General features: G+C 56.7%; 12 protein-coding genes. 3 read left to right on the plus strand and 9 right to left on the minus strand.

Annotated features, from left to right (window positions below; genetic code table 11):
- The first annotated feature begins 68 nt into the window (after window positions 1–68).
- On the plus strand, window positions 69–1,004 hold the full coding sequence (locus GJU83_RS03235) for a glucosaminidase domain-containing protein (RefSeq protein WP_153633693.1): 936 nt from the start codon (window positions 69–71) through the stop codon (window positions 1,002–1,004).
- A gap of 12 nt (window positions 1,005–1,016) precedes the next feature.
- Window positions 1,017–1,931 carry a 1-acylglycerol-3-phosphate O-acyltransferase, YihG family gene (locus tag GJU83_RS03240; RefSeq protein WP_153633694.1) on the plus strand — a complete coding sequence of 305 codons (915 nt, stop codon included), beginning with the start codon at window positions 1,017–1,019 and terminating at the stop codon, window positions 1,929–1,931.
- On the opposite strand, the gene GJU83_RS03245 is transcribed toward GJU83_RS03240, so the two are convergent.
- The 5 genes from GJU83_RS03245 to zapE all read right to left on the minus strand — a co-directional run bounded on the left by GJU83_RS03245 (window position 1,897) and on the right by zapE (window position 11,053).
- Complete coding sequence (locus GJU83_RS03245; protein ID WP_153633695.1) at window positions 1,897–4,599, minus strand: helix-turn-helix transcriptional regulator; 2,703 nt, start codon at window positions 4,597–4,599, stop codon at window positions 1,897–1,899. The two genes, GJU83_RS03240 and GJU83_RS03245, sit on opposite strands and share 35 nt — an antisense overlap.
- Window positions 4,600–4,813: 214 nt before the next feature.
- Window positions 4,814–6,175 (minus strand): DUF1329 domain-containing protein, encoded by a 1,362-nt coding sequence (locus tag GJU83_RS03250; RefSeq protein ID WP_153633696.1) that lies wholly within the window; start codon window positions 6,173–6,175, stop codon window positions 4,814–4,816.
- Window positions 6,176–6,209: 34 nt separating this feature from the next.
- A complete protein-coding gene (locus GJU83_RS03255; protein ID WP_069183090.1) occupies window positions 6,210–8,102 on the minus strand; it encodes a DUF1302 domain-containing protein in 1,893 nt (630 codons plus the stop codon).
- 585 nt (window positions 8,103–8,687) lie between these two features.
- Window positions 8,688–9,872, minus strand: a complete 1,185-nt coding sequence (locus GJU83_RS03260; protein WP_069183089.1) for a thiolase family protein — start codon at window positions 9,870–9,872, stop codon at window positions 8,688–8,690.
- Between the two features lie 83 nt (window positions 9,873–9,955).
- Window positions 9,956–11,053 carry a cell division protein ZapE gene (gene zapE, locus GJU83_RS03265; RefSeq protein ID WP_205632655.1) on the minus strand — a complete coding sequence of 366 codons (1,098 nt, stop codon included), beginning with the start codon at window positions 11,051–11,053 and terminating at the stop codon, window positions 9,956–9,958.
- 230 nt (window positions 11,054–11,283) lie between these two features.
- On the opposite strand from zapE, the gene GJU83_RS03270 reads away from it, so the two are divergent.
- Complete coding sequence (locus GJU83_RS03270; RefSeq protein WP_069183088.1) at window positions 11,284–11,724, plus strand: Z-ring associated ZapG family protein; 441 nt, start codon at window positions 11,284–11,286, stop codon at window positions 11,722–11,724.
- 251 nt (window positions 11,725–11,975) lie between these two features.
- Here the strand turns inward: GJU83_RS03270 and GJU83_RS03275 are convergent, their stop codons facing one another.
- The 4 genes from GJU83_RS03275 to hisG all read right to left on the minus strand — a co-directional run bounded on the left by GJU83_RS03275 (window position 11,976) and on the right by hisG (window position 15,940).
- On the minus strand, window positions 11,976–12,719 hold the full coding sequence (locus tag GJU83_RS03275; RefSeq protein ID WP_153633697.1) for a Nif3-like dinuclear metal center hexameric protein: 744 nt from the start codon (window positions 12,717–12,719) through the stop codon (window positions 11,976–11,978).
- A 166-nt stretch (window positions 12,720–12,885) separates the two neighbouring features.
- Window positions 12,886–13,938, minus strand: a complete 1,053-nt coding sequence (hisC, locus tag GJU83_RS03280) for a histidinol-phosphate transaminase (RefSeq protein ID WP_153633698.1) — start codon at window positions 13,936–13,938, stop codon at window positions 12,886–12,888.
- Window positions 13,939–13,941: 3 nt separating this feature from the next.
- A complete protein-coding gene (hisD, locus tag GJU83_RS03285) occupies window positions 13,942–15,246 on the minus strand; it encodes a histidinol dehydrogenase (RefSeq protein WP_153633699.1) in 1,305 nt (434 codons plus the stop codon).
- Window positions 15,247–15,298: 52 nt separating this feature from the next.
- Window positions 15,299–15,940: an ATP phosphoribosyltransferase gene (hisG, locus tag GJU83_RS03290; RefSeq protein ID WP_153633700.1), complete on the minus strand. Its 642-nt coding sequence runs from the start codon at window positions 15,938–15,940 to the stop codon at window positions 15,299–15,301.
- Window positions 15,941–15,945: the final 5 nt, after the last annotated feature.

Genomic DNA, 15,945 nt, shown 5'->3' on the forward strand with positions numbered 1-15,945 from the left:
CCCAACAGGCAGACGCTTACGTATAACCTGTTATAATTGTTGCCATATCGACTTTTACGAGAGGTTTTATGTCTGCAGGTAAACGTGCGGCCATGTTGATGGTTCCCTTGATTGCGTTTGCGATCGGGGGAGGGTTCTATACGCCACAGGCGAGCGTTGACCGGGGCAATTCTGATAACTCGGGTTCCGAACCTGCCCTTTCCTCCCTGCCACCACTGCCGCACTGGGCCAACGACGACCTTCCGGATTTCTCTCAATACGTCGACACAACTGAGAAGAAAGCCGCCTTCTTTTCGTTTCTATATCCAAGGATTGTCCTGGCCAACTCCCGGATTCTGATTGAACGCGACTACCTCGACAGTCTTTCCGACAAGGCAACCCTGACCAGCAAGGAATACAACTGGCTGGCGCAGCAATCCGAGAGGCTGAGAGTGGACGCCAAGCCGGGCAGCGAGGAGCAATTTTCCCTGTTACGCAAGCGTCTGGATGTAATTCCACCGTCACTGATCCTGGCCCAGGCTGCCAACGAATCTGCCTGGGGCACCTCCCGCTTTGCGACCGAGGGCAACAATCTGTTCGGCCAGTGGTGTTTTTCCAAGGGCTGTGGCCTGGTGCCGCTTGGGCGTGCTGAGGGCGCCAGCCATGAGGTGGCGAAGTTCTCTTCGCCGTACCGGTCGGTTCGCGCCTATATTCAGAACCTGAACCGCCATCCCACGTACCAATTGCTGCGGGACGTTCGCCTCAAGGATCGCCGAAACGATACGCCTCTGTCCGGCCTGGAACTGGCGGAAGGCCTGCTCGGCTATTCCGAACGGGGCGAAGAGTATATAGAAGAGATCCGGGCAATGATTCATTACAACAACCTTGAGTTCTATGATGACAATTTCCGCAGCGTCGTCAGTAACCTCGATCCCGGCAGCCTGGAGCAGCTGGCCTCGACGGACGCACCAAACGGGTTGTTGCCCCGCCAATCCTCACTGAACACGGACCCGGCTGAAGGCTAGAGACCCTACCCCATGCTCGATTTTCTCCCCGCGCCGCTGAAGGGGACTTTGGCGGCCCTGCTGATCTTGTGTAACACATTGGTGCTGTTTCCGGTTCTTCTGGTATTCGCCCTGCTGAAACTCGTGCTACCGATCACGTCCGTTCGCAAGGGCTGCACGGTGGTACTCAGCAACATTGCGTGGGTCTGGATCGGTTTCAACAATCTGCTGATGGATCTGTTACACAAGGTCGAATGGGATGTGCGGGGCGTTGAGAATCTGAGCCGGGAGCACTGGTATTTTGTTACCTGCAACCACCAGAGCTGGGCCGATATTCCTGCCATTCAGTACGTGCTCAACAGCCGGATCCCGCTGCTGAAGTTCTTCCTGAAAAAACAGCTGATCTGGGTGCCGTTGCTCGGCGTTGCCTGGTGGGCACTGGATTTCCCGTTTATGCACCGTCATACCAAGGAGCAGTTAGCAAAACGCCCGGAACTGAAAGGCAAGGATGTGGCAGCCACCCAGGCCGCCTGCGAAAAGTTTCGCTACACACCGGTGACCATCTTCAACTTTATGGAAGGCACGCGGTTTACACCCGAGAAACATGATCGCCAGAATTCACCCTACAAGCACCTATTGAAACCAAGAGCAGGCGGAACGGCTTTTGTACTGGGTGCTATGGGCGAAATGATCCACACCATGCTTGATGTCACCATCGTGTATCCGGACGGCCGCGCCGGCTTTTGGGATTATCTGTGTGGGCGGATCCGCAGGATTATTATTGATGTGCGGACGCGCGAAATACCCGGCGAGTTTCTGGGAATGGATTACGAAAACAACCGGGAAACCCGAGTCGCATTCCAGCGCTGGGTCAGTGAGATCTGGGCCGAGAAGGATGCGCGAATCGAGGCGCTTAAAGCAGCCCCAACTCCCGGGCCCGGACGATAGCCTGAGTCCGGGATTTCACTTCCAGTTTGGCATTGATTCGGCGGGCATGGGTTTTCACCGTGTGGAGGGAAATGTGCAGTTTGTCGGCAATTTCTTGGTTTGACAGCCCTTTGGCAATCAACTCAAGCACGCCCTGTTCCCTCTCGCTGATCGGTTCCGCCAAAGCGTCAGCACCGGCTGAGCCGGCACGCAACTCGAAAAGCTCACCCAGCGCCTCTTTGAACGCACTGTCCGGCAACTGACCAAAGCCCTTTGCCATCAACTCCTGAAGCTCATTCCGCAGCTCCCTGAACGGACTGATGAAGTGCTCTGCCTCCGCCTCGGTAACAACGTTGGACAGAATCTTAACGGCAACCACGGGCCCCTTTTCATCCAGAACAATCACCGCCTCCAGCAGACGCATGTGAATCTCCACGCCCCAGGGAATCGCGCCCTGATAACGCTCACGGATTCCCTGAAGAGTCTCCCGGGCGCGGATCAGGTCACCACGGGCGAGATCAACCCGCACCTGCAGGCAGTCCAGAAGCCCTGGCATCATTGGGAACAGCTCAGGCACACAGCCAGCTTCCCGATATGGGGCCAGCTTACGAACTGCCTGATCGGCGCTGTCGATCTGGTTCTGGGCCAGCCAGCAATTTGCCTTCAGTGCTTCAAGCACCGGCACAAACAGCGATTCGTCGACTTGCCAGGAATGCATGGTTCTCTCGGCCCTGCCAATCCATACAAAAGCGTCTTCAAGCCTGCCCTGGGCCTTGCACATCAGCACGCGGATCGTCATTGCCAGCAGCAGGCCCAGATCGCGGGTCTGTTCGGCATGACGCCCGCAGGTAACCAGCAAACGGTCTGCTTCGGCTTCCCGCCCCTGATGCCAGAGCACCAGTACGAGGTTCAACTGTAGCCGGGTTTCCCCAATACGGGCGGGGCGAGACAGTTCCTGCATGGCGGTATCAAGGCCAGTGCGCAGTAACTGCTCGGCGTGTTTCAGTGCGCCTTTGCCCAGTTCAATCCGGGCATGGGCATAAACCGCCAGGGCTTCAGAACCGGAATCGCCCGCTTCCCTGGCCAGTCTCGAGGCAGCGCGATTCGCTTCCCGCGCTTCCTGGAATCTACCTGCTGCACAAAGGGCACTGGAGCGGACCATCTGGGTAACCAGTTGGCCCTGGGTACTGAGCTCACCCTCTGCCAGGGCCCTATCCGCCATTTCCAGGGCCGGGCCAACACTTCCCTCTCCGCGCAGAATAAAGGCTTTGAGTGCGCAAATGCGCGGAGCCTGTTCTTTCAGGTCAGGCTCAGCCAGGCCGTCAATCAGGGCTCGCGCCTGACGGAACTGCCCACCAATCGCATGAACCCAGCTATAGACGATCCTGAGCCGCACGCTCCGTTCCAGCAGCTGTGCGGGAAGGCTCTTGCGGAGGCGAAGCAGTGAAGCCGTATCCTGCCCCAGCAACAGGGCTTCTGACCCCTCGGAAGCAATGCGGATCACCTCGTCGGCATCGCCAGCCAAAAGGGCATACTTGAGCGCTTCCGGGAACTGGTCACGCACACCAAACCACCGACTTGCCTGAAGCATACGCTCCGAATACCCGGCCATCGCCGGCAATTTCAGCCATTCCTGCAACAACGGATTGATGCGGTACCAGCGCCCACGACCCGGCATGGACTTAAGCGGCAGCCCCCGCTCAACGGCCTGGGAAGGAACGAAACCCGCTTCAGGCAGGAGGGGCTCAAGTGCCAGGAAGAGCTCATCGGAACACAGCTCAAGCTCGGCAATGCCGCGCATGGAGCGCATCTGGCCCGGTGTCAGAGTGCCAAGGACCGATTCCTTGAGAAACCGCTCAACACTGGGCGTTTCCTGAATCGGTTTCCTTTCAACATTCTGGAAAACTTCTCGACGATAAAGCGCTAATGGCGTTGCCCAACCCTCGGTCATGTCATAGAGGTTGTCGACAGCCACGCTGGTCAGTCCGCTGTTTGCCGTGGCCGAACGGAAAAACTCGAAGGTTTCTGAACGGGAGAGTTCCAGCGCTTCTGGTCCAATCCGGATAAAGCGGTTTTCCAGCTCGAGACTGTGTGTTTCAAACGGCAAAGCCTTGCGCGAAATCAGCACGATGGAGGAGCCTGCCGGAAAATCGATCACCAATTGCTGAAGCAGGTCCACAACGGCGGGGTTGCTGAGATTCTGGAGGTTGTCCAACACCAGCACTCTTGGCTGATCTGAACCCTTGCGGGCCAGCGCCACCTGCATCATTGACAGGATATCCGAGAAGGTCGCGCCACTCTGCAAGCCCTGCTCCGGCGTTTCGGGGAGATCGAGGGCGGTGGCGAGCAAGGTCAGAAAACGGGAGGGCGCATTGTCCTGAGAGTTAAGGGCAACCCACCGAACCTGTTCAGCAGTCATTTCTGCACTGCGAAGCGCATTCACCACGGCATGGGATTTTCCGTAGCCACAGGGCGCCTCTATAAACAGAACACTTCTGGGACTCAGCGCTTCGGAGATCTTGCCATCAAGCCTGGGCCGGGCCAGTGAATCAGACGGAATCGGCGGAAGCTGAACCCGCTGTCTTAGCAAGTCTCTGACCAGTTCACCTCGCTGTAGACCACTATTCGCCGACTGAAATTCATCGTTGGCTGCACAGCCATCATTGAATGGTTTCACGCACTGCCCCATTTAACTCCGGCCTGAACTGCCTCGCACCGCCGGAAAAGTGGATCTTGCACTGACTTTTGAGTGGCGACCGGCATCGGGTACGCCTTTAGTATGATAGGAAGGTTAAACCAATTGAGGGGTAGGCTGCAAAATTTTGACGTGAAAGGATTTTCTCAGGTGTAAAAAAAACGGCGGGCCATGGGGCCCGCCGTTTTTCAGATCTTCAGATGATCCGTTACCGGGTACCTGCGCGGCGCAGTGCGGCCGGCGTGTAATCCCGTGAGCGACGCTCAACGCCGAACTCGTACGGATTCTCTTCTTCGTTGGTCAGGCCCAGTGCAAGGTAGCGGCCAGAGAGCAGGTCGTACAGAGTCTCGATGGCGTACCAAGGCACGTTCTGATCATAGAACTGCATGTTGTGGGCTTCGGCAACGCGCCACAGCTCGCCACGACCGTCGTAATGATCAATAACCGATGCCTGCCAGGAGTCTTCGTCAATGTAGAAGTCACGCTGGGCGTAGATGTGACGGGCGCCATCCTTCAGGGTTGCCCTTACGTGCCACACGCGGTGCAGCTCGTAGCGGGTGTATTCCTGATTGATGTGGCCAGCCTTGATGATCTGGTCATACGTAAGACTCGGGTCAACCAGCTTGTAGGAGTTGTACGGAATGTACATTTCCTTTTTGCCGATCAACTCCCAGTTGTATCGATCCGGAGCACCGTTGAACATGTCGAAGTTGTCAGACGTACGCATACCGTCAGCTGCTGTACCCGGTCCGTCATAGGCTACCTGGGGTGCACGACGAACACGGCGCTGACCGGCGTTGTATACCCAGGCACGGCGAGGCTCTGCAACCTGGTCAATGGTTTCGTGTACCAGCAGAACGTTACCCGCCAGACGCGCCGGCGCGGTGATGGCCTGCTTGAAGTAGAACAGTACGTTCGGATCCATGCCTGGCTCGTAGTCTGCCAGGTAGGTCCGCCAGGTCAGCTCGTCCTGGAATTTGACCACCGAGAAGTCACCACCTTCTGTCGGGGTTACCTGGCCAACGTTACGCTGAACAGAACCACCACGGTAGCGGGTAATATGGTTCCAGATCGCTTCCAGACCGTTCTGGGGAATCGGGAACGGTGTGGCGGACTGATAGTTGCCCAGACCATTACCGTCTTTAATGAGCTCCACCTCTGTCGCGTTCTCGACTGTCTGCTCCATTACCTCCTGTGGGTAAGCGGCGGTACGATGGGTTTCGTACACAGGCATGAAGTAATCGTCGTAACGCTCAATCATCGCGACCTGACCCGGGGACAGGTTGTCCTTGTATTGCTCGACATTGCTCTGATCGATGGTGAACTTCGGCTGCTCATTCGGGAACGGATTCACATAGATTCCGTCATTCTTGTAACCGGCCGGTGGAGTTGTAAGGCCTCCAGTCCAGGCGGGAATCGCACCGCCATTACCGGATTTTTCTGCACCCATCGGTGTCAGCGAGTTACCCAGCTTGGCCGCTTCTTCAGCAGAAACCGCACCCCAGGCCTGGCCAGCAAACATGCTTGCTGCCAATACGCCTGTGGCCAGTAGTTTCTTGTTCAGTTTCATTTAAATTCCCTCGTTCAACGAATTCTTTCCGGGTTCAGAATGAGTATGAAACGCTAGCACTCACGAAATCGCGGTCAGTCAACTCGTTATACGGCTTGCCGCCGAAAAAGTTTGTGTAACCGATATTACCGGTGATTTTGTTCTGGTAGACCGCCTGCAGAGACAGGCCAATGGCCTTGCTACCTTCATTGAAGGCGCCGCCCGGCTGTGGGCTGTAACCCTCAACATCGTGGCTCCAGGCCAGCTGCGGTGAAAGGTTAACACCGGCCAGCGCGTTCGGGTAATCCCAAACCAGGCGGGTACGGTAACCCCAGGAGAAGTCCGTTGTGAAGCCTTCGTTGTTACAGTAGTTGGTGTTGATGTTGGCACCACCGTCGGAACAGATGTCGATTGGGCCGAACGGGAGAGTACCAATACCGAAGGTGCCTGAACGACCGTAACGAGCTTCGTCGTAATCCGGCAGGTCATGCACATAAGTTGCACCGAACTCCGTGATCAAAGACAGCCGACTGGCGCCCATTACCTGATCGAAGAACTTGATCAGCGTAAACTGAGCCTGGGACACATTGAAACGATCGTATCCGGCGACCGGCTTGCCAGCCAGGTTTGCACCCGGATTTTCTGCAAGACGCTGCGCTTCCAGCTTACTAAGTGGGTCACCTGCTGGATCACGCTGCTGCAAGCCACCAAAGATCAATTCAAAAGCGTTCCACTGCAAAGGCACGTTGTCGCGGAAGCTGTATTCAGCGCCCAGCGACCAGCCACCGGGTGTGGTGGTGTTGATGCTGATGCCGTACAGGTTGATGTTCTCCGGGTACTCGATGAAGTAGCTCGGGAAGCTGGAGAACGGCAGGCTCGGATCGTTCTGCTGCGTCGAAGTCGGGCTGGATGGGTTGTTCACCAGACCACTGACGTATGGCAGACGACTGTTGTACTTGATGTAGTAGAAACCCAGCTCTGAGTCATTCAGCTCAGGTACATACCAGCGCACGGCCACACCAAACTGGTCTTTGGAATCCGCTTCCTGGTCTCCAATCCGAGGCGCGATGAAGCCCTGTGCAAAGGCCTGGGAATCCGGTAGCTGGCCAGCGAGAAGTACCGGGCCGCAACCATCAGCTGCGAAATCGTTGGTGGAGAAGAAGGTACCACAGTCGTCCGGACGAACCGGCTCCCAGTCTGCCTGTACGAAGGTCTCAACGGTGACGTTCTCTGTGATACCCGCAGACATGTAGAACATCTCGACCGGGAGAAGCGCGTCTTTCAGTTCAGAGCCCGGCGCCCGGAAGGCGGGAACATCCACCGGGTTGATGACGTTGATGCCGCCCGGGATAAAGGTGCTCTCGCCCCAGCTCACAACCTGCTTGCCGTAGCGAAGGCTGACCGGAACATTACCGAAATACCAGTCAGAGAAAATGTAGGCGTCGAGGATTTCACCACCGGAGGCATTGTCTTTGGCTTCCGGGTTCAGCTCGCGCTGCTGACCCACGTAATCTACTGCGCGGCTTTCATCTTTCAACTCAAAGTCGTACCAGTACCTGCCACGAAGTAAACCACCAACCCTGGTCAGGTAGGGGTTGTCGACGTAGTAGTTCAGGTAAAGTTCGCTGTTGCCTTTGACGATCTTGGAATAGGTATCGCCACTCTCGAAGTTGAGGTTACCGTCATCATAGTTGTTCGTGGAGGCACCAATATTCGCGAGCGAGCCACCGGGGGCATACTCAGGGCCAAGGTTACCCTGGGCGATCAGACGCTTGTCCCGATCCTCAACTCGCCAACCTGCACCCGCAGAGAGCGTGGTGTTGAACTGGGCTTCCACGTCTCCCATGTAAAACGATAAGGCTGCTGCGTTGCCAGACATACCGGCTGCAACGGCCACGGCCAGCGGTAATTTGGTCCAACGCTGCCATTGATGTGTTTTTCTTGTCATTGGAAGGCTACTCCATTGTTGTTCTGAGTCGCTGCTCTGATTATTGGTGTTCACGATGTATTGGAGGCTTCATGCACAGTGCTCGTGATGTTGGCACTATAGCTAACGCCTTCAGGCGCTTTGATCAGTCAAAAGTATGATTTTGCTCTCATCCCTCTGTTAACGCCGTTTGCCGCCGGGTTTCTTCGCACAGAATCACTATAGACAACAAATTTGGATGCAACCACTTTGGTTTTGGTGGTTTTTTCGCGGTTTCTATTGGCGCCGCGAGTTGGGCGAAGCGCCGAGGGGAGGAATGTTTCTCCAGGAACCGCTACGAGCACATCCGTGTGCGCTTGACGTCGGCCATCCTTGGCCGCCGACATTCCCGGAGAAACATTCATCCCCTCAACGCCAGGCCATTGAGTTGGCTTTCAACTGAGCACGCGAAAAAGGATTTTTAGGAACGTATACCCGGAGATATGGTCGGCCGGGGCGGGAGCCCTTCCCGAAACTGTCGGCAGCATGGATGCTGCCGTCAAGCTTACAGGGACGTATTTACAGCGTGTTTCGGGAAGGGCTCCCGCCTCGGCCAGACTCCGAAGCTTAGAGCATCTCGATAGCCATAGCGGTTGCTTCACCACCACCGATGCACAGGGCCGCAACGCCTTTCTTTTTGCCATAGCGTTGAAGGGCGTACATGAGGGTTACCAGCAGGCGGGAGCCGGTTGAGCCGACGGGGTGGCCCTGGGCGCAGGCGCCGCCGTGGATGTTGACTTTCTCGGGATCCAGGCCGAGTTCGCGGATGGGCATCATTGCGACCATGGCGAAGGCTTCGTTGATTTCGAAGAGGTCGACGTCGTCTTTGCTCCAACCGGTTTTGCCGAACAGGGTTTCGATGGCGCCAACCGGGGCGCAGGTGAACTCGGACGGGTGCTGGGATTGGGTGCTGTGGCCAACGATGCGGGCCAGTGGCTTGAGGCCTCGCTTTTCGGCTTCGGATTCACGCATCAGGAGCAGCGCCGAGGCGCCGTCGGAAATTGATGAGGCGTTGGCGGCTGTTACGGTGCCGTCTTTCGCGAAGGCCGGACGCAGGCTCGGGATTTTCTCGATATTGGCGTTGTGAGGCTGCTCATCATCCTCGACAACGACCTCGCCTTTGCGACTCTTGACGGTAACCGGGATGATCTCCTCTTTAAGCAGCCCTTCTTCGATGGCTTTCTTCGCCCGCGTGAGGGAGGTGATGGCGTACTCGTCCATTTCTTCACGGGTGTAGCCTTTCTTATCGGCCATTTCCTGGGCGAACGCCCCCATCAGGCGACCGGTTTCAGCGTCTTCCAGGCCATCCAGGAACATGTGATCCTGGGGTGCCTGGCCAGGGCCCATGCGGTAGCCGCTGCGGACGCCCTGCAGAATGTAAGGGGCGTTGGACATGCTCTCCATGCCGCCGGCAACCATGATGTCGTTGGTGCCGGCTTTGATCAGGTCGTGGGCGAACATAGCGGCCTTCATGCCGGAACCGCAGAGTTTGTTGATGGTGGTGGCGCCGGTGTGGTCCGGAAGACCGGCCTTGCGCATGGCCTGGCGTGCCGGGCCCTGCTTGAGGCCGGCGGGCAGGACGTTGCCCATGATAACTTCCTGCACATCCGTAGGCTGAAGGCCAGCGCGCTTGACGGCCTCGGCGATGGTGATGGCACCCAGGTCGGTTGCGCTGACGCTGGCCAGGCTACCCTGGAATCCGCCCATGGGGGTGCGGACACCGCTGACGATGACGACGTTGTCTGTGCTCATTTCTGAATCTCTCTGTTGATTGTATGGTAGGTTTTTGTCGGACTACGCTTCGCTAATCCGACCTACTCAGGGCTGTTTTCTTTTTATGGTTTATGGGGCGCTTCGAGGTATTCCCGGGACTGCATTTCCAGCAGGCGGGATTCGGTGCGCTCGAATTCAAAGCCAAGGCGGCCGCCAGCATAGAGTTCGGTGATCGGTGCAGCGGCAGAGATGATGACTTTGACGTTGCGGTCGTAGAACTCATCGATCATGTTGATGAAACGGCGAGCCTGGTCATCTTTTTCTTTGCCCAGGATGGGCACATTGCTGACGATGATGGCGTGGAACTGCCGTGCCATTTCGATGTAATCATTCTGGCTTCGGGGGCCGTCGCACACGTCTTTGAAATCAAACCACACCACGTCGTCCGCATGGGCCTGGGCCGGGATTTTTCGACCATTGATTTCCATGGTTTTGCTGTGTTTACCGGCTTCGACCGCCAGGGCATCGAAGCTCTTCCGAAGGCTGACGTCCGCTTCCTCGTCAAGGGGGGAGTGGAACAGCTCCGCCTGCTCGAGAGTCCTCAGTCGGTAATCAACTCCGCCATCCACGTTGACCACATCGGTGTGTTTCTTGACCAGATCGATCGCGGGCAGGAATCTCGCACGCTGAAGCCCGTCCTTGTATAGGCCGTCTGGTACGATATTAGAGGTGCAAACCAGGGTAACTCCGCGGCTGAACAGCCCGTCCATCAGGGTGGCCAAGATCATGGCGTCACCAATGTCTGACACAAAAAACTCATCGAAGCAGATAACCCGGGTTTCATCGGCGAATTTTTTGGAGACCAGCTCCAGCGGGTTCTTTTCGCCTTTGAGGGATTTGAGTTCGTTGTGTACCCGCTGCATGAAGCGGTGGAAATGAACCCGCATCTTGCGATCGAAGGGCAGCGACTCGTAGAAAGTATCCATCAGGTAGGTTTTGCCGCGGCCTACTCCACCCCAGAAATACAGCCCCTTGACCGGCTCTTCCTTGCCTTTTTTGAGCTTGCGCAAAAGTTTGGCCTTGGGCTTGCTGCGATCCCTTTCGGCTTCCACCAGTTTGTCGTACAGTGATTGAAGGCGCTTGACGGCATCTTCCTGGGCCGAGTCCTTCTGGAAATCGGGGCGTTCAAGATCCTTCTGGTAGCGTTGCCAAGGGGTCATGTTCGCACTGGTTTCGGAGGACATCGCAGCTGTCATCAGGTATTCCCGGAAGTTGAACGTAAATTTGGGCGCCGTATTGTCTCGCATTTAGCGATTTTTCGCCACGTTGGCCACCTTTGCGGCAATACGACGATAGGCGCAGGCCGCAATCATGGGATGATGGAGCCTGGGGCGTTATACTCGGCTTGCAGGGGCTTGGCTCACTTCTAAGTAAAAGGACGACACAGCATATGACAAACCTGATTCTGGCAGCGATTGCCGCATTGGTTGTTGGCATTGTCATCGGGGTATTTGTTGGCCGTTCCGGGCAGGGAACGACGCTTCGGCAGCGCCGGGCGGAACAGCAGATTGAGGAACTGAGAAGCGAATATACCCGCTACCAGGCCCAGGTGAATGAACATTTCATGGAGTCGGCCCATCTGCTGCGCCGTTTCAACGATGCCTATCGCGATGTAAACCAGCACATGGCCCGGGGCGCCAACCGTCTTTGCAATGATGAGGACTGGATGGAAGAGTTGGCTCATGAGACTTCCAAGAAGCGCCTGGAGGAAGTCCGCGAGGACGCTTCCGAGCCACCACGGGATTATGCGCCGAAGACGGATCCGAAGGATTCCGGGACGCTTGCCGAGGACTTTGGGCTCAAGAAGGGTGATAAGGCTCAGCAGGCCTGATTCGTTCAAGGCCTGACCTTAATTCGGCGGTCGGGCCATCGTAAGACTTCTAATTTCGGTGAGTGGGCGGGTCGGACACCCCTGTCCGGGAACCGCTACGAGCACATCCATGTGCGCTTGACGTCGGCCATCCTTGGCCGCCGACATTCCCGGACAGGGGTGTCCGACCCGCCCAGCCAGATTCTGTGCAATTCGCCTTGAGAATGAAACATCGCTCAGATTAAGGCTTCAAACTCAGTTCGTACTAGCTTTTAAACCGGGTTGTCGCAATCAATAAACTTGTGGGTTACCCCAAACTCTTGGGCTAGCGCCTTTCCGAGAGCCTGCACACCATAACGCTCGGTCGCGTGGTGTCCGGCAGCGTAGTAATGAATTCCACACTCCCTTGCCGTGTGCGTCGTCGGCTCGGAGATTTCACCGCTTATATAAGCGTCGAGCCCCGCCTCCTGAGCTGTATTAATAAACCCCTGCGCAGCACCGGTACACCAACCTACCCTCTTGATCGAAGTCGGACCTTCGCCAACCCAGAGCGGTTCACGGTGGAGCTGTCTTGCAATATGGAGACCGAATTTCTCGGGAGACATTGCTTCTGCCAGCTCGCCTTCCCAGACCAGACCGCCGAGCGGGCGCGGGTTCTTGATGTTGAGGATATCCGCCAGCTGACGGTTATTGCCGTATTCGGGGTGGTCATCCAGTGGGAGGTGGTAGGCAACGAGATTGATGTCGTTGTCGAGAAGCTGTTTCAAGCGTTCTCGTTTCATCCCCTGAATACGTTGATCCTCGCCTTTCCAGAAGTAACCGTGGTGGACGAGGATCATATCGGCGTTTGCTTCGATGGCGGCTTCGATGAGCGCTTTTGAGGCAGTTACGCCAGAAATGACGGTTTTAATTTCGGACGTGCCTTCAACCTGTAAGCCATTGGGACAGTAATCCTGGAAATCATCGGGCTGGAGCCATTCGTTGATTTTATTCAGAATCTCATTTCGACTGGCCATAAAAACTCCATTTAGGACTATTTCCGGAAGGTTCGACGAGGGAGGCAGATGCACCTTCCCGGGAATGTCGCCGGCCATGGATGGCCGGGGTCAAGCGCACATGGATGTGCTCGTAGCGGTTCCTGGGAAGGGGCATCTGCCTCCCTCTACCCGCCAACTTAGCAGGCTAGAGGGACCGGAGCCCCCCGATCAAGGCATCGTTCTGCTCAACAGTGCCAATGGTAATGCGCAGGAATTCGCTGATTCGAGGCTTATTGAAGTGCCGGACGATAATACCCTGCTCTCTCAGGCCTTTGGCCAAAACCCCACCAGACTGCTCTTTGTGACGGGCAAAGATGAAGTTTGCCTTGGAGGGTAACACCTCGAATCCAAGATCTTCGAGGGCGGCAGTTACGCGCTCGCGCTCGGAGATCACGCCATCACAGCACTTCCGGAACCAGGCTTCATCTTCGTAGGCCGCTTTAGCGCCAGCCAGGGCCAGGCGGTCCAGGGGGTAGCTGTTGAAGCTGTTCTTGACCCGGTTCAATGCCTCGATGAGGTCGGGATGGCCAACGGCGAAACCCACCCGCAAACCGGCAAGAGACCGTGCCTTGGAAAGGGTCTGTGACACCAGCAGGTTCGGGTACTTGTCGACAAGGGTGATGGCAGACTCGCCACCGAAATCAATGTAGGCCTCATCCACAACGACAACGCGATCCGGGTTGGCAGCCAGGATTTCTTCCACATGCTGCAACCCAAGATACATTCCGGTTGGCGCATTGGGGTTCGGGAAGATCACGCCACCGTTGGGCTGCTTGAAGTCGTCCGGGTTGATTTCGAAGCTTTCTGTCAGCGGTACTCTTTTGCTCTCGATGTTATAGAGGCCACAGTACACCGGGTAAAAGCTGTAGGTGATGTCCGGAAACAGGATCGGTTCGCCATGCTGGAACAGGCCAAAGAAGATGTGGGCCAGGACTTCATCCGAGCCATTGCCCAGGAAGACCTGCTCCGGCTTTACCTTGTGGTACGCCGCAATGGTCTGGCGCAGGCTTTCCCCTTCCGGGTCCGGATATAGGCGCAGGCTGTCGTTCAGTTCAGCCTGAATGGCTTCGACAACTTTTGGTGAGGGGCCAAAAGGGTTTTCGTTGGTGTTCAGCTTCACCAGGTTAGCCATTTTTGGCTGTTCCCCAGGAACATAGGGAACCAGATCATTGACCAAAGGACTCCAGAATTTACTCATAAATCAGTCCTTAATCCGATATTCCGCCGACCGTGCGTGAGCGGTTAAGCCCTCGCCACGTGCCAGAACCGACGCCACACGCCCCATACGATCTGCACCGGCAGCGCTGAAGCCGATAATGGAGGACCGTTTCTGGAAGTCGTAGACACCCAGCGGCGAGGAGAACCGAGCTGTGCCGCTGGTAGGCAGCACGTGGTTCGGGCCTGCGCAGTAGTCGCCAAGGGCTTCTGCGGTGTAACGGCCCATGAAGATAGCGCCTGCGTGACGGATGTCTTGCAGCATGGCTTCGGGGTCTTCAACCGACAGCTCCAGGTGCTCCGGGGCGATCCGGTTGGACACTTCGGCGGCTTGTTTCAGGTCGGCGACCTGGATCAGCGCAGCGCGGTCGGTCATGGAGGTGCGAATGATGTCAGCACGCTCCATGGTTGGCAGCAGTTTGTTGATGCTGGTTTCAACGGCGTCCAGGAATTCCGCATCCGGGCTGATCAGGATGGATTGGGCCTGTTCGTCGTGCTCCGCCTGGGAGAAGAGGTCCATGGCAATCCAGTCGGGATCGGTTTTGCCGTCGCTGATCACGAGGATTTCCGAGGGGCCGGCGATCATGTCGATGCCGACGACGCCGAAAACTTCGCGCTTGGCGGTGGCGACGAAAATGTTGCCGGGGCCGACGATTTTATCCACTGCCGGGATGGTTTCCGTGCCATAGGCCAGCGCGCCGACGGCCTGGGCGCCACCAACGGTAAACACGCGGTCAACACCGGCAATCGCTGCGGAAGCCAGTACCATGTCATTCACCACGCCATCCGGTGTCGGAACAACCATCACCACTTCACTGACGCCAGCAACCTTGGCAGGAATAGCATTCATCAGCACCGAGGACGGATAGGCGGCTTTGCCACCGGGCACGTACAGGCCCGCCCGATCCAGCGGCGTTACCTTCTGGCCGAGCACGGTTCCGTCCTCGTCTTCATACTGCCAGGACTTCTGGTTCTGGCGCTCGTGATAATCACGGATCCGCTCAGCGGCTTTTTCCAGTGCCGCGCGCTGGTCCTCAGGAATCGCTTCGAGGGCCTGCTGCAATCGACTCTGGTCCATTTCCAGCTCGGCAACGGACCCAATCTTCAGGCGATCGAACTTTTCGGTAAATTCCAGAACCGCCTGGTCGCCACGGGTTTTCACCTCATGCAAGATATGACGCACCGACTCGTTCACCTGATGATCAACGCTGTCGTCCCAGGCCAGCAGTTTGGCCAACGCATCGTTAAAGTCACTTTGGGAAGCGTTCAATCGGGTGATCTTGGCGGTCATATCTCAAATCCTGTATGGGATTAACAACTAACTACTGCTGACCGGCTCGAATTCAGAGCCGGCGTTTCTCAACGGCTTCAGACATCTTTTCAATTATGGGGTTGATGCGCTCGTGTTTCATCTTCATGGACGCGCGATTAACCACCAGTCGGCTGCTGATATGCTCAATCAGCTCTCGGGCCTCGAGGCCGTTTGCCTTAAGCGTGTTGCCGGTATCCACAATATCGACGATCTCGTCAGCCAGGCCCAGAATCGGAGCCAGCTCCATGGCGCCATAAAGCTTGATGATGTCTGCCTGGCGACCCTGGGCCGAGTAGTACCGGCGAGCCAGGTTGACGAATTTCGTGGCCACCTTGATACGACCGGCTGGCGGCGTCTGATCTTTCGGGCCGGCGGTCATCAGGCGGCAACGGGAAATGTTCAGGTCCAGTGGCTCATATAGCCCTTCGCCACCATGCTCCATCAAAACGTCCTTGCCGGTCACGCCGAGGTCGGCACCGCCATACTGAACATAGGTCGGCACATCCGTAGCGCGGATGATCAACACCCGGACATTCGGGTCCGTTGTCGGGAAAACCAGTTTGCGGGACTTTTTGACGTCGTCGATCAGCTCGATGCCCGCATCTGCGAGCAGAGGCAGGGTTTCTTCCAGGATTCGTCCCTTCGACAAGGCGATGGTGATGGAATCTGTCATGGATT

Source organism: Marinobacter salsuginis (assembly GCF_009617755.1).
Classification (GTDB): Bacteria; Pseudomonadota; Gammaproteobacteria; order Pseudomonadales; family Oleiphilaceae; genus Marinobacter; species Marinobacter salsuginis.

Bases quoted from the DNA above. Each gene is read 5' to 3' on its own strand.
- hisD (WP_153633699.1), bottom strand. From the start codon at position 15,246: ATGACCGCCAAGATCACCCGATTGAACGCTTCCCAAAGTGACTTTAAC.
- GJU83_RS03275 (WP_153633697.1), bottom strand. From the start codon at position 12,719: ATGGCCAGTCGAAATGAGATTCTGAATAAAATCAACGAATGGCTCCAG.
- GJU83_RS03260 (WP_069183089.1), bottom strand. From the start codon at position 9,872: ATGAGCACAGACAACGTCGTCATCGTCAGCGGTGTCCGCACCCCCATG.
- GJU83_RS03235 (WP_153633693.1), top strand. From the start codon at position 69: ATGTCTGCAGGTAAACGTGCGGCCATGTTGATGGTTCCCTTGATTGCG.
- zapE (WP_205632655.1), bottom strand. From the start codon at position 11,053: ATGACCCCTTGGCAACGCTACCAGAAGGATCTTGAACGCCCCGATTTC.
- hisC (WP_153633698.1), bottom strand. From the start codon at position 13,938: ATGAGTAAATTCTGGAGTCCTTTGGTCAATGATCTGGTTCCCTATGTT.
- GJU83_RS03245 (WP_153633695.1), bottom strand. From the start codon at position 4,599: ATGGGGCAGTGCGTGAAACCATTCAATGATGGCTGTGCAGCCAACGAT.
- GJU83_RS03250 (WP_153633696.1), bottom strand. From the start codon at position 6,175: ATGAAACTGAACAAGAAACTACTGGCCACAGGCGTATTGGCAGCAAGC.
- GJU83_RS03270 (WP_069183088.1), top strand. From the start codon at position 11,284: ATGACAAACCTGATTCTGGCAGCGATTGCCGCATTGGTTGTTGGCATT.
- hisG (WP_153633700.1), bottom strand. From the start codon at position 15,940: ATGACAGATTCCATCACCATCGCCTTGTCGAAGGGACGAATCCTGGAA.
- GJU83_RS03240 (WP_153633694.1), top strand. From the start codon at position 1,017: ATGCTCGATTTTCTCCCCGCGCCGCTGAAGGGGACTTTGGCGGCCCTG.
- GJU83_RS03255 (WP_069183090.1), bottom strand. From the start codon at position 8,102: ATGACAAGAAAAACACATCAATGGCAGCGTTGGACCAAATTACCGCTG.